The sequence below is a fragment of the Paenibacillus sp. AK002 genome (assembly GCF_053903045.1).
Window position 1 is genome coordinate 5,755,522 of record NZ_CP096377.1, and the last position, 26,480, is coordinate 5,782,001.

The 26,480-nt window shown below is 51.2% G+C and carries 28 protein-coding genes and 6 tRNA genes; 7 read left to right on the forward strand and 27 right to left on the reverse strand.

The window, feature by feature from the left end; genetic code table 11:
- Positions 1–61 precede the first annotated feature (61 nt).
- The 3 genes from M1D70_RS25670 to M1D70_RS25680 all read left to right on the forward strand — a co-directional run bounded on the left by M1D70_RS25670 (position 62) and on the right by M1D70_RS25680 (position 2,937).
- Complete coding sequence (locus M1D70_RS25670; RefSeq protein ID WP_456288323.1) at positions 62–922, forward strand: thermonuclease family protein; 861 nt, start codon at positions 62–64, stop codon at positions 920–922.
- An 85-nt stretch (positions 923–1,007) separates the two neighbouring features.
- A complete protein-coding gene (locus M1D70_RS25675) occupies positions 1,008–2,420 on the forward strand; it encodes a PepSY-associated TM helix domain-containing protein (RefSeq protein WP_456288324.1) in 1,413 nt (470 codons plus the stop codon).
- 40 nt (positions 2,421–2,460) lie between these two features.
- A complete protein-coding gene (locus M1D70_RS25680) occupies positions 2,461–2,937 on the forward strand; it encodes a FixH family protein (protein ID WP_009594424.1) in 477 nt (158 codons plus the stop codon).
- 11 nt (positions 2,938–2,948) lie between these two features.
- Here the strand turns inward: M1D70_RS25680 and M1D70_RS25685 are convergent, their stop codons facing one another.
- The 6 genes from M1D70_RS25685 to M1D70_RS25710 form a co-directional block, all read right to left on the reverse strand.
- Positions 2,949–3,374 (reverse strand): thiol-disulfide oxidoreductase DCC family protein, encoded by a 426-nt coding sequence (locus tag M1D70_RS25685; protein ID WP_009594418.1) that lies wholly within the window; start codon positions 3,372–3,374, stop codon positions 2,949–2,951.
- An 85-nt stretch (positions 3,375–3,459) separates the two neighbouring features.
- Positions 3,460–3,735, reverse strand: a complete 276-nt coding sequence (locus tag M1D70_RS25690; RefSeq protein WP_009594434.1) for a hypothetical protein — start codon at positions 3,733–3,735, stop codon at positions 3,460–3,462.
- Between the two features lie 89 nt (positions 3,736–3,824).
- On the reverse strand, positions 3,825–4,067 hold the full coding sequence (locus M1D70_RS25695) for a zinc ribbon domain-containing protein (protein WP_036673425.1): 243 nt from the start codon (positions 4,065–4,067) through the stop codon (positions 3,825–3,827).
- 131 nt (positions 4,068–4,198) lie between these two features.
- Complete coding sequence (locus M1D70_RS25700; RefSeq protein WP_009594448.1) at positions 4,199–4,618, reverse strand: organic hydroperoxide resistance protein; 420 nt, start codon at positions 4,616–4,618, stop codon at positions 4,199–4,201.
- Positions 4,619–4,804: 186 nt separating this feature from the next.
- Positions 4,805–4,887 (reverse strand) — tRNA-Leu (locus tag M1D70_RS25705).
- Positions 4,888–4,990: 103 nt separating this feature from the next.
- A complete protein-coding gene (locus M1D70_RS25710) occupies positions 4,991–5,356 on the reverse strand; it encodes a helix-turn-helix domain-containing protein (RefSeq protein WP_036673429.1) in 366 nt (121 codons plus the stop codon).
- A gap of 177 nt (positions 5,357–5,533) precedes the next feature.
- On the opposite strand from M1D70_RS25710, the gene M1D70_RS25715 reads away from it, so the two are divergent.
- Positions 5,534–6,175 carry a PAS domain-containing protein gene (locus M1D70_RS25715; RefSeq protein WP_009594409.1) on the forward strand — a complete coding sequence of 214 codons (642 nt, stop codon included), beginning with the start codon at positions 5,534–5,536 and terminating at the stop codon, positions 6,173–6,175.
- A gap of 98 nt (positions 6,176–6,273) precedes the next feature.
- Here the strand turns inward: M1D70_RS25715 and M1D70_RS25720 are convergent, their stop codons facing one another.
- The 13 genes from M1D70_RS25720 to M1D70_RS25780 form a co-directional block, all read right to left on the reverse strand.
- On the reverse strand, positions 6,274–7,905 hold the full coding sequence (locus M1D70_RS25720) for an alpha/beta hydrolase (RefSeq protein WP_456288325.1): 1,632 nt from the start codon (positions 7,903–7,905) through the stop codon (positions 6,274–6,276).
- A 22-nt stretch (positions 7,906–7,927) separates the two neighbouring features.
- Entirely contained in the window at positions 7,928–8,947 is a 1,020-nt protein-coding gene (locus M1D70_RS25725; protein WP_009594423.1) for a FecCD family ABC transporter permease, read from the reverse strand.
- Entirely contained in the window at positions 8,940–9,947 is a 1,008-nt protein-coding gene (locus M1D70_RS25730; protein WP_009594414.1) for a FecCD family ABC transporter permease, read from the reverse strand. Before M1D70_RS25730 ends, M1D70_RS25725 begins: the two co-directional genes overlap by 8 nt.
- A gap of 40 nt (positions 9,948–9,987) precedes the next feature.
- Positions 9,988–11,004 carry an ABC transporter substrate-binding protein gene (locus tag M1D70_RS25735; RefSeq protein WP_009594408.1) on the reverse strand — a complete coding sequence of 339 codons (1,017 nt, stop codon included), beginning with the start codon at positions 11,002–11,004 and terminating at the stop codon, positions 9,988–9,990.
- Positions 11,005–11,121: 117 nt separating this feature from the next.
- A complete protein-coding gene (locus M1D70_RS25740; RefSeq protein ID WP_456288326.1) occupies positions 11,122–12,771 on the reverse strand; it encodes an AraC family transcriptional regulator in 1,650 nt (549 codons plus the stop codon).
- 273 nt (positions 12,772–13,044) lie between these two features.
- A complete protein-coding gene (locus M1D70_RS25745; RefSeq protein WP_009594406.1) occupies positions 13,045–13,509 on the reverse strand; it encodes a KGG domain-containing protein in 465 nt (154 codons plus the stop codon).
- A gap of 201 nt (positions 13,510–13,710) precedes the next feature.
- Positions 13,711–13,793, reverse strand: a tRNA-Leu gene (locus M1D70_RS25750).
- Between the two features lie 38 nt (positions 13,794–13,831).
- Positions 13,832–13,907, reverse strand: a tRNA-Lys gene (locus tag M1D70_RS25755).
- A 144-nt stretch (positions 13,908–14,051) separates the two neighbouring features.
- Positions 14,052–14,126 (reverse strand) — tRNA-Glu (locus tag M1D70_RS25760).
- 116 nt (positions 14,127–14,242) lie between these two features.
- Positions 14,243–14,938 carry a Type 1 glutamine amidotransferase-like domain-containing protein gene (locus M1D70_RS25765; RefSeq protein ID WP_456288327.1) on the reverse strand — a complete coding sequence of 232 codons (696 nt, stop codon included), beginning with the start codon at positions 14,936–14,938 and terminating at the stop codon, positions 14,243–14,245.
- A 331-nt stretch (positions 14,939–15,269) separates the two neighbouring features.
- Positions 15,270–15,358: transfer RNA gene (locus M1D70_RS25770), tRNA-Ser, on the reverse strand.
- A 3-nt stretch (positions 15,359–15,361) separates the two neighbouring features.
- Positions 15,362–15,437 (reverse strand) — tRNA-Asn (locus tag M1D70_RS25775).
- A gap of 26 nt (positions 15,438–15,463) precedes the next feature.
- On the reverse strand, positions 15,464–15,952 hold the full coding sequence (locus tag M1D70_RS25780; protein ID WP_175320799.1) for a SprT family protein: 489 nt from the start codon (positions 15,950–15,952) through the stop codon (positions 15,464–15,466).
- A gap of 116 nt (positions 15,953–16,068) precedes the next feature.
- Between M1D70_RS25780 and M1D70_RS25785 the strand changes: the two genes are divergently transcribed.
- Both M1D70_RS25785 and cmpA read left to right on the forward strand, forming a co-directional pair.
- A complete protein-coding gene (locus M1D70_RS25785) occupies positions 16,069–16,419 on the forward strand; it encodes a hypothetical protein (RefSeq protein ID WP_009594449.1) in 351 nt (116 codons plus the stop codon).
- Between the two features lie 80 nt (positions 16,420–16,499).
- On the forward strand, positions 16,500–16,631 hold the full coding sequence (gene cmpA / locus M1D70_RS25790) for a cortex morphogenetic protein CmpA (protein WP_015737250.1): 132 nt from the start codon (positions 16,500–16,502) through the stop codon (positions 16,629–16,631).
- A gap of 97 nt (positions 16,632–16,728) precedes the next feature.
- Here the strand turns inward: cmpA and M1D70_RS25795 are convergent, their stop codons facing one another.
- On the reverse strand, positions 16,729–17,199 hold the full coding sequence (locus M1D70_RS25795) for a DinB family protein (RefSeq protein WP_456288328.1): 471 nt from the start codon (positions 17,197–17,199) through the stop codon (positions 16,729–16,731).
- A 144-nt stretch (positions 17,200–17,343) separates the two neighbouring features.
- On the opposite strand from M1D70_RS25795, the gene M1D70_RS25800 reads away from it, so the two are divergent.
- Positions 17,344–17,904: a CGNR zinc finger domain-containing protein gene (locus tag M1D70_RS25800; RefSeq protein WP_456288329.1), complete on the forward strand. Its 561-nt coding sequence runs from the start codon at positions 17,344–17,346 to the stop codon at positions 17,902–17,904.
- Positions 17,905–18,094: 190 nt separating this feature from the next.
- Here the strand turns inward: M1D70_RS25800 and M1D70_RS25805 are convergent, their stop codons facing one another.
- The 7 genes from M1D70_RS25805 to M1D70_RS25835 all read right to left on the reverse strand — a co-directional run bounded on the left by M1D70_RS25805 (position 18,095) and on the right by M1D70_RS25835 (position 26,323).
- A complete protein-coding gene (locus tag M1D70_RS25805) occupies positions 18,095–20,311 on the reverse strand; it encodes a Tex family protein (protein ID WP_050802852.1) in 2,217 nt (738 codons plus the stop codon).
- 422 nt (positions 20,312–20,733) lie between these two features.
- The gene (locus M1D70_RS25810; protein WP_006212388.1) at positions 20,734–21,084 is read right to left on the reverse strand and encodes a type II toxin-antitoxin system PemK/MazF family toxin; all 351 of its coding nucleotides are present in this window, start codon (positions 21,082–21,084) and stop codon (positions 20,734–20,736) included.
- Between the two features lie 3 nt (positions 21,085–21,087).
- A complete protein-coding gene (locus M1D70_RS25815; protein WP_028406492.1) occupies positions 21,088–21,369 on the reverse strand; it encodes a CopG family ribbon-helix-helix protein in 282 nt (93 codons plus the stop codon).
- A 227-nt stretch (positions 21,370–21,596) separates the two neighbouring features.
- Positions 21,597–22,784: an alanine racemase gene (alr, locus tag M1D70_RS25820; protein WP_009594420.1), complete on the reverse strand. Its 1,188-nt coding sequence runs from the start codon at positions 22,782–22,784 to the stop codon at positions 21,597–21,599.
- Positions 22,785–23,056: 272 nt separating this feature from the next.
- Positions 23,057–24,169: an outer membrane lipoprotein-sorting protein gene (locus M1D70_RS25825; RefSeq protein ID WP_009594425.1), complete on the reverse strand. Its 1,113-nt coding sequence runs from the start codon at positions 24,167–24,169 to the stop codon at positions 23,057–23,059.
- Positions 24,170–24,431: 262 nt separating this feature from the next.
- The gene (locus M1D70_RS25830) at positions 24,432–25,760 is read right to left on the reverse strand and encodes an MFS transporter (protein ID WP_456288330.1); all 1,329 of its coding nucleotides are present in this window, start codon (positions 25,758–25,760) and stop codon (positions 24,432–24,434) included.
- 62 nt (positions 25,761–25,822) lie between these two features.
- Entirely contained in the window at positions 25,823–26,323 is a 501-nt protein-coding gene (locus M1D70_RS25835) for a winged helix-turn-helix domain-containing protein (protein WP_009594455.1), read from the reverse strand.
- Between the last annotated feature and the right edge of the window lie 157 nt (positions 26,324–26,480).

A 26,480-nucleotide genomic window follows, 5' to 3' on the forward strand; every position in this document is an offset into this window, starting at 1 on the left:
TAACATATATAAACTCCTAAACCATCTAAACCAATACTTCCAAGCTTGGAGAGTGACACCCATGAACAAACGCTTACTAGCCGCGTTTCTAACCGCCCTGCTGTTATTATCCGGCTGCAGCCAGCCGCTGATGTCCCCGGCGACATCGAACGAAGAAACCGCAACGACCCGTACATCCGAAGCCAAGACAGACGCCGGCACAACGAATGCCAAGCAGACGACCTATCCCACCGATGATCTGAACCTGCCGCGGGTTGCCGTGGAATTGGTCAAAGCCGTTGACGGCGACACCATCAGCGTCATGTTCGAAGGCAAAAAAGAGAATGTTCGCATGCTTCTGGTCGACACGCCCGAGACAAGCCATCCGAAACTGGGCGTCCAGCCGTTCGGGCCCGAGGCCAAGGCTTTTACGAAGGAGCTCGTGGAACAAGCCGATCGGCTTGAATTGGAGTTCGATATCGGTCCGAACCGGGATAAATACTCCAGGCTGCTCGCTTACGTGTATGCCGATGGGAAAATGGTCCAAGAATCGCTGCTTGAAGAAGGACTGGCCCGTGTCGCCTACATCTATCCGCCCAACACGCGCTATGTGGACAAATTTGATGATTTGCAGCGGATCAGCCGAGACAAGGGGCTCGGCATATGGAGCGTAGAGAACTACGCCCAGGAAGACGGATTCCATCCGGAAGAACAGGACGACACGAATAAGAACAACAACCATGACACTACACCACCCCAAGCGCCAACCGAGAAGCCACAACCGTCCAAGCAAGCCTGCGACATTAAAGGCAACATCAACTCCAAGGGCGAGAAAATCTATCATACGCCCGAATCCCCGTACTACGAGCGCACGAAGCAGGAGCAGTGGTTCTGCAGCGAGGAAGAAGCCGAGCAAGCCGGTTTCCGGGCACCGCTTAAGTAGCTATGAACCTGTTTGCATATATGAAATGAACGCATATGTTCATCTTATATAAATTTTAGCCGTATTTGAAAAGGAGCCACGAGCCATGGGGAAAAAGAAAACGCCGGCAGCCAAACCCAATGAAAATCAACCAGCAAATCCAAGCTCTGCCGCATTGTACAAAACCGTCTGGAGATGGCATTTCTATGCCGGCATCATTTTCGCTCCTTTTCTGATCATCCTGGCTGTATCCGGCTCCGTTTACTTATTTAAGCCCCAGATTGAACAAGCGTTATATCGGGACTACTACACGGTAACCCCTCAGGTCGAACGGGTAACGCCCAGCAAGCTGGTCGGACAAGTGAAAGAGCTCTACCCTGACGCTACCATCACGAAATACCGCCCCGGCGAGTCGGATTCCCGCTCCACGGAAATCAGTCTGACCTCGGGCAGCGAATCCATGACCGTCTTCATGGACCCCTATACGGGAGAAAAGATAGGCGAACTGAAAGACAACGACCGGATCATGGACAAAATCGAGGAGTTCCACGGCGAGCTGATGGTCGGGACCATCGGGGACCGGATCGTGGAGCTTGCCGCCTGCTGGGCGATCGTGCTCATCATCACCGGTTTGTTTTTATGGTTCCCGAAAAATAAAAACAAAAGCAAAAAGAAAAGAAGCCTTGCAGGCATCCTGTACCCGAGGCTCGGCAAGGGCAAGCAAATTCTTCGCCGGGACCTGCACGCCGTTCCCGCATTCTGGATTGCGGCTGGCATGCTGTTTCTCGTCATGACCGGATTACCCTGGTCAGGCCTGTGGGGCAGCAATTTCCAAACCGTGGCAACCAATACCGGTGCCGGCTATCCTCCTTCCATCTGGTCGGGCAGTGCGCCATCCTCCCATGTGGTACAGACGAAGGAAGTGGCAGAGGTGCCTTGGGCGGCCGAAAATCTGGAGGTTCCCAACTCCACCATCTCCGACTTTATGCCGCTTCCGATTGAAGATGTCATGTACGTAGCCCGAAGCGAGGGAATGCATCCGAGTTACACCATCAGCATCCCGCAGCAAGCGGACGGGGTGTACACGTTGTCGGCCTATCCGCCGAAAGCGCAGGACGAAGCCACCATGCATATCGACCAGTACAGCGGCGCGGTGTTGGCGGATTATCGCTATGATCATTACGGATTCGTCGGCAAAGCCGTTGCCCTGGGCATTACCCTGCACAAAGGAACCCAATTCGGCATCGTCAACCAGATTTTCAGTTTGCTGATATGCCAAGGCATCATTCTCATTGCGGTAAGCGGTTTGTACTTGTGGTGGAAACGAAAACCGGATCACGGACTGGGGGCTCCGAAAGCGCCCGAGGCAGGCGCCAAGAGCATGAGGCTGTTCCTGCTGCTGCTTATCGCATTGGGGATTCTGTTCCCGCTTGTGGGCTTGTCTCTCATCATCGTGTGGATCATCGATTCTGTCATTGTGCGGAAGATACCGGCGATCAAGGCTTTCCTGAACGCCTGATTCGCTTAGGACTCAATCATAAATAAGGGGTGGCGGTTTCATGATCGTAAAAGGCCGTATTATTATAACCGTACTGCTATCGGTTCTGCTGCTGAGCGCTTGTTCGGCCAGTCCCGAGGCAGCCGACCGGTATGAAAAAGAAATCCCGTTGATGGCCGAGGTGAACATTCCGGATGCATTATCCGTCCAACAGCCGGAGACCATCGAGATTATTCTTACCCAAGACGGCAAAAGAGTGCCCGGTGCGGATTTTGTCCACTACGAGCTGTGGAGCCATGACGGTTCCCTACGGGATCCCATGACGGATGCGGTCGAGGTGGGCGATGGCGTGTATACGGTGACCAAAACCTTCGATAAAGAGGGGCTGTATTTCATCAAGCTGCACAGCGGCAACAACGGCTCCATCATCATTCCCCAGAAACCGTTCGCCGTCGGCAAACTGTCCGAGGCCGAGCTTGCCTACCTGGAGGCGGGAACTCCGACATTCCAAGAAGGCACGGCAGAGCATCATCATTAAAACAGGCGGAATCAGGATAAAAACCGGCGCCGAATGTCCGGCGTCGGAACCATGCATTCACTGGATTGCCCGAACCACCGGTAACGGTTCTTCGCCACCCAGCGGTACACCAGGTTCCGTAAGAAAGGGGGAATCAGGATCAGGACATACGACAGCGGCCAAGGAAAACGAAGACGCCGCGCAATCCGAAGAGCTCCCGTCGATCTGGTGTAATATCTCCCCTGTTCAATCAGCACCATCGTCTCCGGCGAATCTCCATCGAGCCCTCCCTGCCTCAACAGCTCCTGACCGATATCGGATTGCAGCGAAGCGAACCGGAAAACACCCGCGGGATCTCGCTTGATAATGAATTGAGTCAGCCCCTGGCACAAATGGCACACGCCATCAATCAGCACAATTGCATATTCCTCATGATTTTCGGTTGCACGATCCTTCATATTTTCTTCGCTCCCTTCACACCATAAAAAAAGAAAAAACGCAGGAGCCCTCTCCTACGCTTGATCAAGTACGCTTATTGGTTTATTACTCAGCAGCTTTGTTCAGCCACTCGCCGTCTCTCATCTGCTGGTCGAATTCGTTCGAGAATTTCTCCATGCATTTGCATATGAAATCCTTACGACAAACCGGGCAAGGTACTTTCCCAAGTCGGCTAAGCGCAGTCAGTTTCCATTCCGGGAAGCGGTTATAGAATACGCGAATATCCGTTCCGTCAGCCGTGTGGATAATGAATTCGTAAAGCCCTTCCTTTTCATTGCTTCCAGCTGTGGTCACATTTGCAATCTGCGGTCTGTATGGCATGTTCATCACCCGTTTATTTTATTTAAATTCCTTATGACTGGTTTGTACTTTCTGGTACTTAGTCATATTAAAGAATTTTAGGGGTGATGTCAACCGAAGAACACATCCAGGATCGAGCCCAACTGCCCCCTCTTTTTACCTTCCAATATATCCGGGTTGAAGACTTCCACATATCCGCAGTTCGTACAGGAAACAAATAGGAAATGATTGTGCTGAATATCAAACATTTTGCTCAAGCCTGCCCCCGACATCGAGACCTCTTTCGTCTCGCAGTGGTTCCCTCCGCATTTGCTGCATACAAACCGTTCCTCTATCATTTGTTCTATTCGCATTCCAAGCGCCCCTTTCAATGCATAGCTTTAACTGAAGTACGGCGTATCATGTAAAAAGTTTCATATTGAGCGTCTTTAGCCGACAAAAAAGGATGACCCCCATTTTAGAGAGCCATCCGAATCCTCCATCGTCAGCTTACGCTTAACTCCACGTCGATGTTGCCCCGGGTTGCTTTGGAATACGGGCAAAACGCGTGCGCTTTCTTCGCGAGATCCTCCGCCTGGCTTCGTTCGATGCCCGGCATTTCGATCTTCAGCTTCACTGCCAGCTTAAAGCCGTCAGCGCCTTCGTCTTTTCCGATCGACACCTGGGAGTGGATCACGACATCCTTCAGCTCGACGCCCTCCTTGCGGGCGATGTTGGCCAGGGCGCTTTCATAGCAGGCCCCATAACCGGCCGCGAACAGCTGCTCCGGATTGGTTCCGTCTCCACCCGGACCTCCGAGCTCCTTCGGCATGCTTAATTTGTGGTTGAGAACGCCATCGGTAGATTCTACGGAGCCTTCCCGCCCTCCAATGACTTTGACATCTGCTGTGTATAATGGTTTCATGCTCGTTCATCTCCTTCATGCCCTATTATGGTCTCTACATGTACTCTTTATACTTTCAGCGCAAATTGAAACGATAAACACGGCAATTCGCCATAGTTGCAGCATTTTCACGGCACGCGATGGACATAACAAAAAAGCCGTTTATCAATGGGATTTCCATTTGATAAACGACTTCTTTATGAAGTATGCGGTAGAGAGGACTCGAACCTCCACGGGTATACACCCACTACCCCCTCAAGATAGCGTGTCTGCCATTCCACCACTACCGCATGTATAAGGGATGTTCTGCAGCGAACATTCCCTATTATACTGCCCCTTTAGGTAAAAGTAAAGCGCCAAAATCTGGGCTTTAGAATTGGCCGTTTGCATCAGCTAGCTCTTATCGCCCCGCTTATCCTTCCGATAGGCCGAAAACTCGATGTATTCGCGGATAAACTCCTTCTCATGCTCAGCCAGACCGGACATTAAGGCAGGATCCAATGATTCCGGATCCACTTCATACTCCCCGCGGGCTTCCTTGACACGGTTGGTTGGACTGCCCTTGCCAATAATGAGCCAATCTAGGCTGACGGAAAAAAATGCTGCGATCTCAATCAATTTATTCGTGCTCGGCGTTGTTTTTCCCCTCTTCCAGTCACCAAAATTTCCTGTGCTGATCCCGAGGGTTTCACAAAACGCCTTCTTGGTCATACCCCGGCTTTCTATGAGATGTTCGATTCGTTGGTAAATAGACTGCATCAAACAACCGCCTTCCTATTTCTCTTTGAAAGAAAATATCTTATGTACGTATTTTTCTCTTGCACAATGACTTAATTACGTGTATAATCAATATATATTGCCTAAATTATACCATAGTACTCATGGATCGTCGTATCTTTTACTCATGAGTCTATTTCCATACGAGGAGCGAGTAATTTGCCCTACGATACCATGACCACATCCTGGAATAATGCGGTTCACTCCTTGAATAAGGGGCTGATGGTCATTACTCCGGATGGCATCATAGACAAAATCAACGATCCGCTCATTACCATGGCCGAAAGATACGGTGTCCCGCCTGACTTCAGGTGGCATGGGGCATCTTTTTTTGATATGACTTCCCAGCATCTTGGTTCTGTATTCGATCATTTTTCCCATGAGCTGGATATACCCTCCGTAAGGGAAGTTATACTGGGTAAGCTGCCTGATTATTCTTTTGAATATGCCGTGGAATGGAATGAACGGCAGAACTGGGTTCTGTGCGAGGTGCTGCCGCTGATGATGAACAAGGACAGCCGCGTCCACGGAGCCATGATATCATTCACGGATATTACAAAGTTCAAGCACAAGGAACTGCTGCTGGAACAAGCGCTGGCTCACAGCTTCCCTCTTCCAGGACATATCCCAATCTGTGCCGTATGCAAATATGTTCGCCATGCGGATGAATGGGAGCCTGTGGAGAGCTATTTGGAGAGCCGTCTCCCCATTGAGTTTACCCATGATATTTGTCCGGATTGCATTCGCAGATTATACCCGAAATATTCTTCCATCCTCGATGATCCGGAATTGCCCGATTAACGTCCCGTCTGCATACAACACAGAATAAGCAGCTTCGATATCCCGATGATCACTGGATTCGAAGCTGCTTATTTATGATTGAGTCATTCTTTGGTTGATTACGCGTTTACAAAACGAAGCAGGGGGCTTATGAGGGTCGGCAGTACCGAAACATGCCCCTCACCCTCAATTTCGTCGAACGTCGTCTCCAGCACCTCTTCATGCCCTTTGAGAAACGCATAGAGCTCCCTTGCGTCCTTCACCATGGACGGCTTCTCCTCGGCCCCCACGTACAAGCGGAGCGACTTGCGCTCCCCGCTCTGCCTTAAACAAGCCTCCCCCTCTTCCCATCGCTTGTACAGCGCGTAGTTCTTCCACCACACCGAGGGACATGCCGCAATATACCGCGAAAAGGCATCCGGTCTGGTGAATAAGGTATATAAGGTAAAAAATCCACCGAGCGAGTGTCCGAACAGCGCCTGCTTCGAACGGTTCACCGCATACCGCCGCTCCACGGCCGGCTTCAGCTGCTGCTCGATGAAGGTAAGAAACGCCTCCACGCCGCCCGTCTCCGGCCAATTCATGCCGTTTGGCCGGACAGGCAGTTCAGCGGGATCGGCATATTCCGTAAAGTTATAGAAGCGCTCGCTGCTCACGATGGGGCTGTCGCTGTCAAAGCCGATGCCGACGATGAGCGCCGAGGGAATGCCCCGCGGCGTACGGGATTGCAGGCGGATGGCTTCGGCCAGCGTGCCGAAGGTGGCATTGGCATCCAATGAATATAACACGGGATAACCTCCCTCAGGAGGCGGTCCCATCGGCTCGGCGATGAAAATGCGGTATTCGCGGCCCGTCTCGTCGGACTGCATGGACCAGGTCAGGGTTCCCGGTACGGAAAACAATGGGGTCTTTACTTGGTTATCTTGTTTATCTTGGTCATTATGCAATTCGTGCTTTTCCTGAATATCCGGATCCTCATGTTGAGCTCGCCCCTTCGCCGAAACTTGCTCCTCTGCTTCCCCGACGAACAGCCACCGCAGCGCATCCGGAAATCTTCTGGACATAAAGATAGGATCATGGGTTCCGTCAGGATCTACCGCCAGCTGCAGCCTCTCAGGGCTCACCCCTTGCTCAAGCCAGAACCGATGGGCCTCCACGTTGTTCACAAACATGTTTTTCTGCGCATTTTGCTTGTACGCCCCTTCAAGCTGCCCGACGGACATATACACCCGCTGCTCAGCCGGCCATTTTCCCTGCTGCCGGATGTAGTCCATCACCCCCTCGTACCATAACGAAGCCGACAGCATGCCGATTCGTCCGAAGGTACCGGGACGCCAATATCCGGCGAACATCGAGATCAATCCGCCAAAGGAACCTCCGATGATGGCCGTATGCTCAGGCGCTGGAAGCGTTCGGTACTGATGGTCTATGTATGCTTTGATGACATCCGCTACCTCATCGACATAAGCTCTCCCCTCCCCGCCGAAAGGAGGGTTGCTCGCCAGCAAAGGCTCAGCCGGCCAAGGCGTATATTCACGATTCCGGTTCGTTGTCGAGATTCCGACCAGGATGACCTCTCCCAGCCGGCCTGCCGCAAACAAATGATTCAAATAGTTCAGGCAGTCCATGAACATATCTCCTTCATCTTGAACATAGGCAACAGGATAGGAACGGTCAGACTCCAGATAGGAAGGAGGCAGATACAGTGTAAGCTCTCTGCCCTCAACTACCAGCTGCTTGTAACGATTCATGTGATCCTCCCGAAAGCTGCTTTTATTTTCTCATGCGAATTAATAGATAGATAAAATACGGAACCCCGATCACGGATACCACAATGCCTGCAGCCAGCTCGGCCGGAGCGAATATCGTCCTGCCGATGAAGTCGCCTATGACAACAATCGCCATGCCCGCAATGCCGCTGATCGGGATGATATGCCTGTGCCTAAGTCCCACAAGCTGCCTGGCCATATGCGGAGCAATCAGACCGACAAACCCGATGCTGCCGGATACGGCTACGCTGGCGCTCACCAGGCCGATACTGCAGAGAAGCAATATATTTTTCTCGCGCTCGACGGATACCCCGACGCTCTTCACGCTTTCCTCGCTCAGCTGGAACAAGTCGAGCACTTGAGAGCGAAGCCAGATGACAGGCGGCAAAATAACGAGCCACGGCAGCATGGTCACCACAAACTTCCAGTTGGCGCTATGAAGGCTGCCGGCGAGCCAGGCAACCGCCATCTCATAATCTTTCGGGTTCATTTTAAGCGAAACATACATGGTAACGGCTCCAAAGCCGGATGCGATCGCAATGCCCACAAGTATGAGCCGTTGGGGATCCAGCTTTCCGTTTTCTCTAGCAAACATGTATATGGCCGTTGTCGCTGCCAAACCGCCCGCGATGCCGAACATGGGCATCATCATCACCCCGAGCCAGCCGGTCATCGTGATCTGCCCTTGCAGCAGGAACATAAACAATACGACCGCCATGCCGGCGCCTGCATTGATGCCGAGGATGCCCGGATCCGCAAGCCCGTTGCGGGTTACCCCTTGGATGACGGCACCGGCCATACCCAGCGCAAACCCGACAAGGGCGCCAAGCACGATTCGGGGGAGCCTGAATTCAAACACGACAAGATCAAAGTCCGAATTGGGCTTCATCCGAAACAGCGTCTGGAATACTTCCTTGATGGACATGTCAAACGTTCCGTTGGTCAGACTGAAATAAACGGCTGCCAATACGACCGCTATCCCGCCTGCCAGCACTATCGGGAACCGATAAGATGTGTTACGCACGCTGAGCCCCTCCCCTCGTCTTGATCAGATAGAGGAAGAACGGCACGCCGATCAGCGAAGTGATGACACCGACCGGCGTCTCGAACGGGCTGTTCACGAACCGGGCGAGAATGTCGCACAGCGCCAGGAACATGCCGCCAAGCACGCCCGACACCGGTACGATCCATCGGTAATCGGAGCCCGATAAGTACCGTGCAATATGAGGGACAATCAAGCCTACAAAGGCAACCTTCCCTGCCAGCGCCACCGATACGCCCGTCAGGATCACAACCGCCAGCATCGCGAGACCTTTCACCAGCCATGTCTTGACGCCAAGCCCCTTGGCTGTCTCGTCCCCGAGGGAGAGCAGCGTGATCGATTTGGACAAGACCACGGCGAGGCACAAACCGACGATCGCAAACGGAATGCTCAGCTTAATCAGCTCGGGATCCATGGCATGCAGCCGGGCATTGTACCAAAAACTGATGCTTTGGGAAATCTGAAAATATGCTGCCAAAGCTTCAGCCGTTCCGCTTAGAAACGTCCCGATCACGGTTCCGAGTATAGCCAGCCGAACCGGACTGAGCCCCCCTGGAATAAGCCATGCTAATCCGAACACGACGGCTGCGCCGATCGCGGAACCTACCAATGAACTGACAATGTACATATTGGAGCTGGCATTCGGAATGAATACCATGAACAAGGTCACCGCGAACACCGAACCGTCCGATACCCCCATAATGGAGGGGGAGGCTAAATAGTTTCTTGTCATCCCCTGCATAAGAGCGCCCGAAACCGCCAGAAAAGCCCCGATCAGCATAGCCCCGACGACTCTGGGCAGCCGGGAGCTCATAATGATCTGATGGTCGATGCTCTCCGGGTCAAAAGCAAAGATGGAATCCCAGACGGTATCCATCGAAATATTCTTGGCTCCATACAGGATGGAGGCCGCTATGAGCAATAAGCAGACTGCCGGGGCCATCACAAGGATGACAGCCGGCAGCGATTTTTTGAACCCCATGAACAACACGCCTTATACGTTTATACTGAAATGTTTGATATTACTTCGTAAGATTTTCGACGGCAGCTTTCAGAAACTCGATTTTACTGTACGCGGTACCGCCTTGAGCAAGCGGGTCAACCACGTTGACAAAAGCCGTTCCGTTCTTGAACGCGTTCAGGTTTTTCATGATAGGATCATTCTGCAGCTCTTCCAGTGCGTTCGGCGTATCCTTGTTCTCGTCCGGAGAGAACTGGACAAACACGTAATCCGGATTCATCTCAGCCATTTTCTCTTTGGAGACCAGCTCCTGCGCTTGCGCGGCTTCTACCTCAGCCGGTACGGCGATTCCCAGATCCTCGTACAATACCGGATTAAAGAATACCCCAGCCGGGTAAATGTACATCTCCCCCGCACGAACCCGTAGCGCCAAAACCTTCTTGTCCTTCAGGCCGTCTCCGATGGTTGCCTTTGCGGCTTCCAGATCCTCTTTATATTTAGCGATCTCTTGCTCAGCCTGTTCCTGCTTGCCGCTCAACTCGCCCAGCAATCTCAAATTGCTCTCCCAGTTGGTGGATACATGAGAATAAGGTATCGTCGGGGCAATTTTATTCAATTGTTCCACGACCTCCGGCTTGAACTTGGAAGATCCCAAAATCACGTCCGGTTTCAGCGAGAGGATCGTTTCGAAATTCGGCTCCGTTTTCTCGCCTACCGACTGGGCATCCTTCGTAATCGACTCAAACAATGGAGGGAAAGAGCCCGAGAAGCTGATCGCTCCGACCGGATTCACTTCCAGTACAATAGAGTCCTCCATGGCTTCGACGGCACCCGTGATAACGATCCGCTCCGTTTTGGCAGGAAGCGTGTATTCCTGATCAAGATATTTCACAACTTTGGTTTCGCCCGCAGCGGGTGTTTCTTCGTTCGAGGCTTTATTCTCCTCAGCGGTGTTCGTGCTTCCTGCATTACTCGTGCTTGCTCCGTCTGTATCTTTAGCCTCGTTACCTCCGCCGCAAGCAGATAGTACCAAAGCAAATACCAGCAATAACCCCAAGACCATTTTCATCCGTTTCATCTCTCTCCAGTTACCCCTTCCATGATCCATGATCATTTAATAATTGATAATGATTATCATTATTGATCATACTATCGGATTTGCTCTCTATGCACCATGGACAAATAACCGGATTCCTCATGGACATTTTCCGGAAAACAACCGGAAGGCCTCCTCCGCCATCTGCTCCATTGCAATGGGCGAATACTCACGCCAAGGATATGAGGATAATTGATGGAACGTTCCCTCCCTCACCGCGGAGATGGTCATCCACTCCGGCGTCGCCTGCAGTCTTCTCCAATAGGCAAGCGTTTCGGAATCTTGACGGATCAGAAGAAGCAGATGGTTTGCACGGCTATCCCTGATCTGCTCCATCGTTAAACACCCCTCATTCTGCTGATCCATAGGCAGGGCCGGCTGAAAACCGAAATCATCGAATAGTATTTCCTTCATGCCCGGATGGCTGTATGCCCGAAGTTCATCCTGATGCAGGCGCGCGGTCAAAAGCGTGCGGGCTTCCCTATTGCTAGAGGGGAGCTTCTCCCGGTAAGCCGATATCTTGTGATGAAACGCTTCAATCCACTGCTCTGCTTCAGGCAGCTTGTCCAGCATTTTGGCGAGACTGAGCAGATTGAACCGCCATCCTTCCTGCTCTCCCGGCATTTCATAGAGAGGGGCGATCTGCCGAAGCTGCTCCTTCTCCCACTCCTCGACCCCCTGCGCGCACACGATGAGCTCCGGACGTGCCGTAGCCAGCTTTTCCAGATTCGCATATTTGTTATGGTTCTGGCGGTATGCATCCAGATGGACCGGAATATCCGGGCCGAGATTGTTATAGTAATGCTGTGACCACTTCGGATGAAGCGGAGCCGCATACGGCGTGAAATCCAGCGGCATGGCGTAACCCAATAGGCTCGTTGAGCCATACATCGCCAGTTTATTTTTCCTTGTCTTCATATAGGCGGAGGGCGAGATCCCAAAAGCTTTCTTAAACTTGCGGCTGAAATAAAATTCATCCTTATACCCCACCATATGGGCAACCTCACGCAGCAAGGAATCCGAACCCAGCATCAATTGTTTGGCCTTGTTCAAACGGACGCTCGCCAAATAATCCATTGCGCTGTGCCCATAGGTCTTCTTATATACCTCTACAAAATACTTGGGGCTCAGCTCGGAGAGATTCGCCAGCTGCTCGATCGTTAAATCTTCATCGTAATGCTCCTCGATATACTCCTTCACCCGCTCCAGCGCTTGCCGTTTATCATTCTTGGCATATGGGCTGCATTCGGCCATCATCGTGTACAGCAGCTCTTGAAAATCCAGCTGAGCCCTCCACTGCTTCATGGGCTCCTTGCTGTGAAAATCCTTATACATCGCCCGGCAGACGAGATTCAAGCGGTCCGGAGAGCTGATGACAAAGATGCCATCATAGGGCATGAATGCGGAGCCGTCCACTTCATGCAACCGACCGCAGCCCGACATCCCTTCATAGAAGCCAAAATGAAGGATCGCAACCGCTGTCTGTTCCTGTTCCTCGGAACTCCAGTACTCGCCGCTCGTAATACCGAAAGTAGATCCAGCCGCGCAAAAATAAACGCACCCCTTATTCATGCGTGTCACTTGCTCTGCCTGCTGCAAACAGGTCTCTCCACTAAGCGGGACGATCAAGGCCGGCTGCACGGCCAACTGTTGTTCCAAGGACATCCCTTGCCCATGAACAATGTCCATATTCCATAAACGGGCCATGAACCCGCTGCATTCGCGTAGCTCTTCCTTGCTGGTATTCATGGATAGGTTTAACATCATTGCAGACCCCAACCTTAAATGAGAATGGTTATCATTATCATATAATTATCATACACCGTATCAAATGTCCAGCAAGTTCTTCGTCTTTTCCATAATGCCCCATGATACTCAGGCTAAAAAAAGAAAGCAGCCATGCCTCCCTTTAAGGAGTCATGGCTGCTGCTATTTACTAGTGTGCCTGAAGGTGGATCTTTAGAATGAGAGAGTTTCAGCCCCCTCCAAGGAGAGTCTCTTCTCACATCAGCTGAATTTTCATTAATTTCCCCGTTGGCGCTGCCGGGCTCTAGCCTCGCCGCCTTTGCGGCCCGCTTCTTCACGGCTCATCTTGCCATCCCCGTTGCTGCCGCTGCTGTTTCTGGCTTCGCCGCCCTGCTGTCCAATTTCTTGGTAGAACTCGCGACCATGGGAATCCGAGGTAGCCTCGCCGCCTTTGCGGCCGATTTCCTCATAGAACTCCCTGCCATGGGAGTCGGAAGTCGCTTCGCCGCCCTTCTGGCCGATCTCTTGATAAAACTCCTTATCATGGGAGTTTGACGTGGAGTCTCCGCCCTTTTTGCCGATTTCCTGGTAAAATTCTTTGTCATGGGAGCGGGATGTCGCTTCGCCGCCCTTCCGTCCGATCTCTTGGTAAAATTCTTTATCATGGTTGTTCGCTGTAGCTTCTCCACCTAAACGTCCTGCTTCTTCACGGCTCATCTTTCCATTATTGTTATTAGCCATTCTGAATCACTCCTTAATAGGTATTTGGAAGTTGTTGCTCGTCCACGATATGATATTAACCTCTTGACTAGAGATGAAACACCGGTTTTGCATAAACGCGCAATGAAAAATATCTAAAATCTGGATAATTTCTATGAAAATCCTGATATATAAATAAAAAAAGCTCCACGCTATGCGTGAAGCTTTTTCTTCAACATGGTATGCGGTAGAGAGGACTCGAACCTCCACGGGTATACACCCACTACCCCCTCAAGATAGCGTGTCTGCCATTCCACCACTACCGCATAATATAAGGGACAAATCTTTTCGTACTAAGTAAAAATGGTGAGCCATGAAGGACTCGAACCTTCGACACCCTGATTAAAAGTCAGGTGCTCTACCAACTGAGCTAATGGCTCTCGATGACAATCGTGCGGCTGCCATATAGAAAGTGGTGACCCGTAGGGGATACTCTCACTTCGTTCGAGACTGCGAAGTTTATCCTAACGATGTTTATGCTCCGACGAACCGACGAGTTTCTCATCCCGAAGTTATATAGAAAGTGGTGACCCGTAGGGGATTCGAACCCCTGTTACCTCCGTGAAAGGGAGGTGTCTTAACCCCTTGACCAACGGGCCACTTTAACCACGTCGCCGTGACGACAAGATTGAGTATAGCATAAATTTAAAAATGCTGGCAAGCTTTTTTTTCGCGAATTTTCAAATTTATTTATTTAGCTTTTTCGGCCCATAAATCAGCCTAAAAAAACAGGTGTCAACTTCCCTTCTTGAACGCTATTTCCTTCACGCTTCACATGGTATGCATGTGCGTTTTCCCTTGAGCTTACGATTCGATGCAACCGTCCATCCATAAAATGCAATGCAACCCCGTCATCAGCAGCATATCCTGCTTTTGCTTCACCTTGAAGCACGAGTTTGTGATAGGCGGGTCTTCTTTTGCTCTCTCCATCATAATGCGGACAATGACTGCCTTGTAATATACCCAAACCCTCAAGCTTGTATAAAGGCCCGTTCAACGGGTCCGTCACCCCTTGCTCAAACCAGCAAATGGAGCCAGCGCTTAACCCGGTTAAAATGACACCCTGTTCATACGCCTCTTTGAGTATCTGATCCAGGCCCCATTCCTTCCACAAGACCAGCATATTCCGGGTATTGCCCCCGCCAACATAAATGATATCCTTCTCGAGTACAAAAGACCGAAGATCGGCAAAGTTCGGCTGGAACAGCGACAGATGACTGGGAATACACGGCAGTGTCCGGAAAGCATGATAGAAACGTTCAACATACCCATCCGCATCCCCGCTTGCCGTCGGAACAAAACACACTTCAGGCATTTCTTTCGATACTTGTGCCAAAACATAGCGATCCAGCAGCAAATTATCAGGTTCCATCGAAAAACCGCCGCCACCCATTGCAATAATCTGTTTCATTGAGCTCTATTCCCCCATTCATGCTAAAGCGAAAGAGAGAGGGATACTCTCCCTTCGGTCGAGACTGCGAAGTATCCTAACGCTGATTATGCTCCGACGAACCCTATCCAGGGTTCTCATCCCTATGCAAAAAAACTCCCGATCACTTGGTGATGGGAGCTTTCTTCGATGTCATACAACGGAGAGAGAGGGATACTCTCCCTCCGGTCGAGACTGCGAAGTATCCCTAACGCTGATTAAGCTCCGACGAACCCTATCAGGGTTCTCATCCCTATGCAAAAAAAGCTCCCGATCACTTGGTGATGGGAGCTTTCTTCGATGTAATGCTCAACGGAGAGAGAGGGATTCGAACCCTCGCACCGCTTACGCAGTCTAACCCCTTAGCAGAGGGTCCCCTTATAGCCACTTGGGTATCTCTCCATATGGCTCCCCGAACAGGACTCGAACCTGTGACAACTCGATTAACAGTCGAGTGCTCTACCAACTGAGCTATCAGGGAACGTGAAGTTGAATACTAATAATTTATCATGACTTCTTAGGGGAGTCAAGCTTCAGAAGCGTAAGACGCCCGCCGCACTTTCCGCACCGATACCGGGCCGGATCCATCTTCCGTTTACGCAGGTATTCAGTCCCGCAATCGCCGCAGCGAAGCATGTATCGGTACGGTTCCGGTTGACGTCGGCCCGCCGCCTTGCCCTTCGGCAACGATTTGCAGAAACGGCTTCCTCCAACGGCCAGCAGCAGTTTCTTGAAATCGGCATCGCGATGGCGATATCCCCTGCCCGCAATGTGCAGATGATAATGGCACAGCTCATGCTTGATGATCTTCTCCACCTCTTCCCTGCCGTGCGTGGCCAGCTGATGCGGATTGATCTCGATATGATGGCTTTTCATGAAATAGCGGCCGCCGGTCGAGGACAATCGCCGGTTAAACGTAGCCTGATGCCTGAACGGAACCCGAAAGCTCTCCAGCGAGATTTTCTCGACCCAGGCCTGCAGCTCCTCATTACTCATCTCGTTCGTTGTCACTATGTCTGATCCTTCCTTTGCCCTGATAAATGCTACTTGAATTTTAACTTCTCTCTGGGCTACACTGTCAAGTAGAAAGTATGGAGGGAGAACCTGCAATCATGCCGAATATGCGCTACGTTATTTTAAAGGGTCAGGACGAGCTGTTCTTTGTCGAAATGCCCAGTGACTATGCTTACCAGCTCAGTGCCCTGAATTTACGCCTGAACAAGGAAATCGATAAACTCACCGCCGCAGGCAAACCTCAGCTGCCTCTTGCCGTAGCCGAATGCGACCATTTGGATTTGCTGCAGGAATCGCTGAGCATTCAGGGTGGTCTTGAATACATAAATGAGCTTGAGCAGGCCTTTGCTTCCCTGAACGAAAAGGAATATCCGCTCATCTCGCTGCTTACCGAAATTCGGGCCCTTCAAGCTCAGCTCGAGCAATGGTACGAGGAAGAAGCGCAATAATCGAGGTAGACCTGCACGCTTTGGGCATTTTCCCCATATGCTATCCATACAGATGGAAATAGCAAGAGGAGGAGATACCCTTGCCGCAATGGCTCTGCAATCAGTTGACACGCGCTTTCCGCAAGAAGGACAGACGTCAGATCAAGCTGCTGAACGAATGCTGGTACTTTTACCGAAATTCCCCGGGTGAAGAAAATTCGAATGCCCGCTAGGGCCTGCAATCGATCCATAAGGTTGACAATAAGCCGGACGCTCTGTCCGGCTTATTTTTGCATTGTAATAGGTGGACTGCATCCGTCGAATCCGCTCCTATAATTCGCTTCGTCTAGCTGGCCAGGAGCCCTGAAGCTTCCGAATAAAAACGATTTGCCCCGTATGATATGCGTCATGCATGATTAAGCTGAGTATCCGCTGCGGCGATTCTTCGATCTCGGCTTCCGTCATCGCCTCGAACTTCTGTCTTAACGTTGCATGAACTTCCTGAAGCTGATTCCGGGCCGTATCCCAGGCCTCCTCGTTGGTGTCATGGATCAGAAACGTCTCGTCGTTTCCTATCCCTTCATTATGAAGCGGTCTCCCTTCCAATCTTCCGAGCAGACGCTGCTTGTAATACAGCAAATGCTGCACGTTCTCCCAGATGGAATTCGCCGCCTCCCCTTCCGGCTTCCACAATGCCTGCTCAAGCGTAACCTCCTTCAGCGCGGGGAGAATCGGAGGATACCAATCCTCCTGATCCATCGCATAATCCCAATTTTGCAGCAGCAATTCCTTCATGTTCATGTCCATCGCCTCCACTTTGATTGTAACTACCATAAATAAAATAGAGCGTTACATAAAAATTAACACACTTCAGATTCCATTACAAGTAACTAGCAACATGAATATTTACTTGTTACAATAATGAGACAAGAAAGGATGAGCTTCATGTTATGGGATGATTTTATAAACAGCGAATGGCATGACTGGAGAGGCAGCGGCCGATCCGAGGACCGGCTCGCCCGTGAGGATTGGCTCACTGAATTTATTAGCGAGCATGAGCTCCACATCGCCGTTCCGCTGACTTCGGATGAACTGGAACTTCTCCGGCAGCTTCGATCCTTCCTGCGAACATGCGTTCAGCGCATCGTTGGGGGTGCTCTTCCCTCCCACCAGCAAGTAGAGGAGTTGAACCGCTGGATGGCGACAGGGCCGGTCATTCGACAGCTCAAGATCGATGAGGATCAAAAAGGGGCACTTTCTTATATACCGCAAAATCCAGGCCTGCAAGCAGCCGCTGCCGAGATCGCCGGCTCCTTTGCACAAACCATCGAGCAAGGCGAGCTGTCGCGATTTCGCATCTGCACCAATCCGGATTGCCTCTGGGTGTATTACGACGATACGCGAAACCGCTCCAAACGTTATTGCGACGATAAAATGTGCGGCAATCTGATGAAGGTCAGACGCTTTCGAGCGAAGAAAAAGCAGCAGTCAGAGCCCGGGAAATAGGCGTGCGTATCACTGGTGTCTCGAAACTTACGATAAAAACGTCCTGCTTCTAAAGCTGAGTCATGACAAAACCTCCCTCCAGAATAAACTTTATTCGCAGTCGATCCAGCCAATGATGAAAAAAAAGAGCCCCAAAAAAAGCCGTTTCTCCCAAAAGGAGAATACGGCTCTTCTTTAGCTCATTTTAGTTCTATCCTTGGTCTTTCGGCTTGCGCATCGTCAAGCCGACGCGCCCCTTCTTCAAATCCACATTCAGCACCCAAACGGTCACGTTATCCCCTACGGAGACGACATCCATCGGATGCTTAACAAATCCATCGCTCAGCTGGGAGATATGCACCAGGCCGTCGCTCTTGATGCCGATATCGACAAAGGCGCCGAAATCGATGACATTGCGTACCGTTCCCTGAAGCTCCATTCCCGGCACTAGATCCTCGATCTTGAGCACGTCCTGGCGGAAAATCGGCAGCGGCAGTTCCTCCCGCGGATCGCGTCCCGGACGCTGCAGGCTGTCCAGAATATCGCGAAGCGTCGGCACGCCCACCTCAAGCTTCACGGCCAGGCTCTCCGGCTGCTGGGCATCCAGCAGCCCAGCCAGCTCCTTGCTTCCCAGCTTGTCCAGGCCGACCTGAAGCTCCTGGAACAAACGGTCAACCACCGCATAGGATTCCGGGTGAATCGGAGTACGATCCAGGATGTTCTCGCCTTCCGAAATCCGCATGAAGCCCACGCACTGCTCATAGGTCTTGGCGCCGAGACGCGGAACCTTCTGCAGCTGCTTCCGGCTGACAAACTTCCCGTTCTCTTCCCGGTACTTCACGATATTTTTCGCAATGGTGGCATTGATGCCGGCCACATAAGAGAGCAGCGATGGCGATGCCGTATTCACGTCTACCCCGACATGGTTCACCGCGGACTCCACGACCGCTTTCAAGCTTTCCTCCAAATGCTTCTGGGTTACGTCATGCTGATATTGGCCCACGCCGATCGACTTCGGATCAATCTTCACCAGCTCGGCCAGCGGATCCTGCACGCGGCGTGCAATGGAGGCCGCGCTGCGCTCGGCCACATCCAGATCCGGGAATTCTTCCTGCGCCAGCTTCGAGGCCGAATACACGCTCGCCCCGGCTTCGTTTACGATGAGGTAAGCAAGCTCAGGGTCGGCGAGCTCCGCAATGACTTCTTCCGCTACGAATTGCTCCGTTTCGCGGGATGCCGTACCGTTCCCGATGACAATGAGCTTGATTCCGTATTTCGCAATCAGCTCCTTGAACTTCGCGGCAGCCTCCCGCTTCTTGTTGGCCGGCGGCGTCGGATACGTGACGGCTACCTCAAGCAGCTTGCCCGTGTCATCAACTACAGCAAGCTTACATCCGGTACGGTAAGCCGGATCGACGCCCAGCACGCAGCGCCCCTTTACCGGCGGCTGCAGCAGCAAGCTGCGCAGATTTCCCGCAAAGATGGAGATCGCCTGGTTCTCCCCTTTTTCCGTCAACTCCCCGCGCACCTCGCGCTCTATCGATGGGGCAATGAGACGCTTGTAGGAGTCCTCGATCACAGCCGTCAGAATGTCCGTCACGGCCGATGGCCCTTTAAGCACCTGCTTCCCGATATACCCGTGTATGGATTCGGAAGGAACCTCCAGCCCCACCTTCAAAATGTTCTCGCGCTCGCCACGGTTAATGGCCAGTATTCGATGCGGCGGCATTTTCTTCGCCAATTCCCGGTAATTGTAATAGTTCTCGTACACGGATTCCGCTTCGGTATCCTTTGCCTCCGACGTCAAAATGCCATGGTCCAGGCTGAACCGGCGTACCCAGGAACGAACGGCTGCATCATCGGCAATGTTCTCCGCCAATATATCCATCGCGCCTTGGAGGGCCTCTTCTGCCGAAGCCACGCCTTTCTCCTCATCGATATATTTCGCAGCCTCCACCATCGCATCGGCCTGCTTCGGCTGCGACCATATCCACTCCGACAGCGGCTCGAGTCCCTTTTCCTTGGCGACGCTCGCCCGCGTCTTGCGTTTTTGCTTATACGGACGGTAGAGATCTTCCACCTCCTGCAGCTTCACAGCCGCCGTAATCGATGCTTTCAGCTCTTCCGTTAGCTTGCCTTGCTCTTCTATGATGCGGATGACTTCCCGCTTACGGACCTCCAAATTGCGCAAATAGCCTGTCCGCTCTTCGATATCACGCAATTGGTTCTCATCCAGTTCGCCTGTCATTTCTTTACGGTAACGCGCAATAAACGGTATGGTATTGCCCTCATCCAGAAGTTCAACGGTCGTGCGCACCTGTTTCTCGGACAATTGAAGCTCCTTCGCGATCTGCTTCACGATCCGTTTCGATTCTTCCTTGCGAATCTGTTCTTCATTTACTTCCACAACAGCTTCTAATTCAGACAATGATATCCCTCTTTCTTCAATGAAACTATATTTGCTATTATCCCAAACTTAAGCGCGTATTTCCACTCCATCGCTCACTTCGCAAGGCTTTAAGCTGCATTTAATGTCAATTTCATCTGATTTTAAGTTTCGGCTTATATTCTGTTACTACGAACATGCTGCTGCCGGATATCCACACCCCATTACGATCGGGAGGTCACCTTCGATGAATGACAAACATGCGATTGCCTGGTCTGTTGTCTGCCTTCTGTTCATTGCAGCAGCAGTCACGACGGCATACGTGCTCATACCTACAAACGCGTAATCGATCGTCCCTAAGGGATAAACGCGCCTCGCCGCCACATAAAAACCCTCAAGGAGTACTCCTTGAGGGTTTTTTGGCCGTAACCGTTCTATGTGGAACATGCAACGCTTGGATTGAATCAAAAATCAATCAAGCCCAGACTTATTTGCAGGGAATCATCCACCTTGCTCATCATTTCATCATCAAGATGGGTGATTTTGTCGGTTAGCCGCTGCTTATCAATCGTCCGGATCTGCTCTAGCAAAATGACGGAATCCCGGTCAAATCCATGCGACGCCGCGTCGATTTCGACGTGAGTCGGCAGCTTGGCTTTTTGAATCTGTGCCGTAATGGCTGCAACAATCACAGTCGGACTAAACCGGTTGCCGATATCGTTCTGAATGACAAGGACCGGTCTCACGCCGCCTTGCTCAGAACCGACAACAGGTGATAAATCCGCAAAAAATACGTCGCCCCGTTTAACGATCACTGTCTACACCCCGCTTACTAAGCGGTCTAGAGTGTTGTCTGCATCTTCCTCCGCGTGAAACGCCTCAGAAGCCATGGTCAGGTTAATTTTGGCCATTTCCATATAACCCCGCTGCATGGATTCACGAATGTAACGTTTCTTCCGTTCATTCAGGTACAACTTCATGGCCTGCCTAATAAGCTCACTGCGGTTGGAATTTTCCAGCTGAGCGATCCCGTCCACTTCCTGCAAAAGATGATCCGGTAAACTGATCATGATTCGTTTGGTGTTCTGCATATTGGCCACCTTCTATTACACCCCCACAACCTTCTCGCCCTGTGCACCAGTATTACATTATTCAAGGAAAATTATACAAAAGAATATATATGCCGAAGGTATATCAAGTATGCTGCATATCATTATAAACTACAATCGACACTTTCGTACAGACTTAAACGACATATTCCTAATTCGGGAAGATCTGTACGTATTCCTTCTTTCCTGAATAAATAACTTATGGCGACATGCTTTTTTTAAAGGTTGTTCCAGAGCGCGTTTACGGTCTTTACCGGTATATCATCGCGTATATAAAGACGCGGTACCCGGTGGGCAATCATGCAGACGACCTCATAGTGGATCGTCCCCAGCTTGGCTGCCAGCTCATCTGCCGTAATACATTCGCCAGATTGCTGGCCGATGAGTACAACCTCTTCACCAGCTTTGATTTGTTCCGCCTCCTCGGCGAAAGATTTGAGCGATACCATACATTGGTCCATACAGATATTTCCGACTACAGGGACGCGGCGGCCGCGTATCAGCACTTCCGCTTTACCGCTCAGCATACGAGAGAAGCCATCGGCATAACCGATGGGAAGGGTTCCAATTCGTTCTTCCTGCTCCGTTACATACTTCGTCCCATAGCTGATGCCGGAATGCGGAGGTAAATTTTTGACGTAGACAAGCTTTGTCTTTAGCGTCATGACAGGGCGGAGGCTTACTGTCTTTCGATTCACCTCGTCCGAAGGATATAGTCCGTACAAGCCGATGCCGACACGAACCATATTATAGGATAGTTCAGGTGTATCGATCGCAGCAGCGCTGTTGCCCGTATGTATGATCGGGATATGGTAATCCTTATCCCGAAGAGCGTCCGCAACGCCCTGGAAACGGCGATACTGTCCCAACGTATAGTCTTTGTTCTCTTCATCCGCTCTTGCAAAATGGGTAAACATACCTTCGACCACAACCTGCGGCAGCGAAAACGCTTCTTCTATAAAAGAAATCGCATCTTCGCCGGGAAGCAGGCCCAAACGACCCATTCCGCTGTCAATCTTGATGTGTACCTTAAGCGGCTTCTCCGGCTTGACCGGCAGTGCCTTTATCGCTTGGAGCACTTCCGAACTGAACAGGGTTATGGTTACATCATACTCGTAAGCGATCTCTACAGCCTCCGGTGGGGTATAACCGAGCACCAGGATCGGGACAGAGATGCCGCCTTGCCGAAGCTCAAGCGCTTCATCAAGGAAAGCCACGCTTAAGTATGCCGCACCCAGTTGCTGAAGTTCGCGTGCCACTTCTACGGCTCCGTGACCATAAGCGTTCGCCTTCACACAAGCAAGCAATTTCATGTGATCCGGCAGCGCCTCACGAAAAGCGTTATAGTTGGCGCGCAGATGGTCCAGGTTGATTTCCGCCAGGGTAGGTCGATATATCGCTTGCAATTCCAGTCACCTTCTTACCATTTTGAAAAAAGCATTATGCTTTACAATAGATTAATGGTAATGTTCCCGGGAGCAACTGTCAATTGAGACAAACTGCTTATTTATGGAGCTCGTGGTTCCATCCGGACGGCGAAACTTGGTGAAACGTCGGAATATCTGCAAAATATCGATGAAGTCCCCTGCCCAAATTCCTTTATTTGGAGAAAATAGGCGAATGGCCTCATTGTCGGAAGACTGCCCTCCTTCAATGCTTGGTATCCGCCTACTTCGTATTATTTACCCGATTCTCCCTGCATGGAAGCAGCGACTTTCTTCATTTCTTCGACTGGCAGATTAGCGCTCGTGATCCGGTATTCCACGCCTTCCGAACTCCAAGTCAGCGTTCTTTGCTGATCGCCGGTGAGCAGGCCGACCGTCGTGAAATCAATATAAACCGCTTCGCCCGGAACGAGTGAAACCGCACGATCCGACGGTCTGGATTCCATGATCGTGTATTGGTATACGCCGTCGTACTTCAGAATAACCGCATGGTCCTTGCTCTCCGGAACTTCCATGGTGTCCTTGTTGGTAACCCCTGCAGGCACATATTCCGGATAAATGATGCCGAAGGATCCCATGTCGCCGCCGGCAGCCGTTTCCGTCAGGCCCTCGGTTCCCTGAGCGCCGTTCCCATCCGTAGTGGAAGCAACTGGTACCCCGTTCTCGTCCACTTCCGCAATCGTCCCCTTCGCATCGTTCATGGCACTCAGATTCTTGTTGGTATCAAACGAATCCTTGGTCAGGTTCGTATCGAATGTAAAGGTATTGAACTTCACTTCAACGACGACATTGGCTTCCGAATCCGATACTTGTACCTGTTTCGGCGTGTAGTTGTCCTTGGCGAGCCAGATCTTTTGACGAATCAAGGAATGACTGTGGTAGTTGGCGGCAACATCAAACACGTAGCTGTCCTGGTCCTCGGCAAACTGGCGCGTATTGTCGCTCAGAATGCTGCTAAGCAGCGTTTGATACAGATATACCTGCCCCTGATTATCCGGCCAGTCGCTCTTGAAGCGGAAGCTCTTATTTAAGCTTGGCGTCAGTACGAACACGCCGTCATCGTTGCGAAGCACGATTTGCGTAATATCCTTTTGCCCGTTGGTTAAGCTGATCCGATAGTAAGATGGAGATTGGTACCATACCTCAACCTGATACTCCTGCGGCGCCGAACCGGTATGTATGGTCATAACGCCCGCTCCCTGGTAAGCGCCCTTGGCACTTTCCAGCTTATCAGCCACCTTACCCAGATCCTTCACAACGCTGTCTGCATTTTTCTTCCCGCATCCCGCCAGTATTGTAGTTAAGCATAATACTACCGCGAGCAGCACCCATGAAATCCGGCGCATGTCATCATCCCCTTCAACACTTGTTTTGACTTGATTGATACATGTCTATGAGGGACTTGGTCACATTATGCAGACTAGCCTGACAAGCAGGATTACAGCGGACTGCGGCATGGGCTTAAGATCGCTCACATCGTAAAAAACGAGCCAGGAGGAATCCATTCGATCGCGGATTCATCCGGGGCTCGTTTTGAAATTGCAGCATGGGTTTCCCTATCCGAGACTTAGACTTCTGCAAGCATCAACCTTATTCACGTAAGCCATCTTAATTGGCGGCATGCAACGAAACGGACTTCTCAGGCGCTGCATTCGTATAAGGCGCGAACCATTCCTCATCCACTTGGTCAGGTGCCGGAAGGCTGCGGGTGGTCGAGTCGAAGACCCAGAAGATCCCTACGCAGAACACGGCGATTCCGCATCCCGCGATAACGGAGGAGCTTGCCGCAACCACGCCAAGGGCACCTCCAATCAGGCTGCCCAGCGGCATGGCAATTCCGCTGAGTCCGCTTGCTGCTGCGAACACCGTGCCCAATCTTTTCTCGGGTATCGCCTTCTGAATGACCGAATTGATGATGACGTTCGTAATGCCTCCGGGAAACCATGCCAGGCCGTACACCAGAACGACAAGCCAAGTCCAAGGGGTGAACACGCTGAGGCACCAGGCAGCACCCGATAAACAAAACGCTCCGGCAAAAAGATATCCAAGCGGCAGGCGCTCCAGCTTCAAATACGGAGCCAGGATCGCTCCCAACAAACTTCCGCAAGCCTGGGCCATGAGCAAGATCCCGTACACGCCGGCTCCGCCGAGGCTGTCGGCGAACGCAGGCATCACCGTGAAGGTAGCGCCGCCTGCGGCATTGATGACGATAATCCCCATCTGTACCCGTGCGAGCGGGGTTGCCAGGATGTAGCGCAGACCTTCTTTCATGTCGGCCCAATAATCGCTGAGAGCCTTTTGCATCGTTTTTGAAGTTACGGCTGCTTTCGCAGTTGTTCTATTATCGTTGTTATCAGAAGTCTTAATGGACTTCTTGATTTTCAATTGCGCAAATAACAAAGCTCCGATGAAAAATCCAATGGAATTCCATAAGTAAAGGGATACGGCGCCCAGCACGACAATCAATACGCCGGATATGGCATTGCAAGCGACATCGATGCCTTGGTAAGCCAGGGAGAACAGCGAGTTGCCTTGCGTCAGCTGCTTCTTTTCGAGAATTTTAGGAAGGGCCGACATTTGAGCCGGATATACCCACATATTCAGCGTCGATAGAATCGGCGTAATCGCCAGTACAAGGCCGACCGTCAGAAAGTCGAAATAAAATGCAAGCGGAACGATCAACAGAAGGAGCGCTTGAATGAACTGGGTGTACACCAGAAGCCCTCGGATGGGAACGCGGTCGATCATCGGGCCGGACAACAATTGAATGATCCGGGGGAGAATCGAGAGGAGGCCGGCAAGTCCTGTATACAGCGTCGAACCTCCCAGATCGTATACCAGCCACATGGCCGCCACGGCATACAGGCTGTCACCGATATTCGTAAGGATTCGGCCAATGAACAACAGCAGAAAATTGCGATTCTTTAAAATCTCCACAGAGAAACACTCCCTTATTATAAAATTTTATCGTTTAGGAGAAGAGGCTGTGAAGCCCCTTCCTATTTGGACGTTTCCGTCGAAACCACGTTGATCCCAACGGCATACTCCTTGCTGTCTTCCCCTTTGGTCGCGATGGTCTTATTCACCCATTTTTCGAGCAGTTCCTTGAATTCCTTTGTCATCTCTTCATATTGGTCGGCATTCAGCTGCAGCCTCAAGCTAATTCGGGTTCGGGTCGCCGCGTCATAATCTTCGGCAAGAACCGGGTCCATCGTTTGCGTTCCCTTGGTGTTAAACCACTTCGCTTTGGATTTATAATATTTCTCAACGATGCCGCCGACCGTTCGGGTCTCCACCAAATCTATCAGCCCGCCGTCATATAACTTCTGGATATGATAATGGATGCTTCCCGGCGAATCTCCCAATTCATCCGCGACTTGCTTGGAGGTTTTGGCCGTATCCAGCATGGTTCCGAGAATTTTCACCCGCTGGGCGCTGCCGAGCAGCTTCGCTTGTTCCACCGATATTTCGATGCTTTGATTTTGATCTTGATCCATCATGCAGCTCTCCATTCTAATTGAATTATTCATTCTAAACTTGTTATTCATACGATTATTTTCGTTTGATCTATTTTAGTTTATCAATCTAATTTTCCAGATCGGTATGTCACAATAATAAACCACCTATTACCATTTGTAAATAGGCGGTTTATAAATT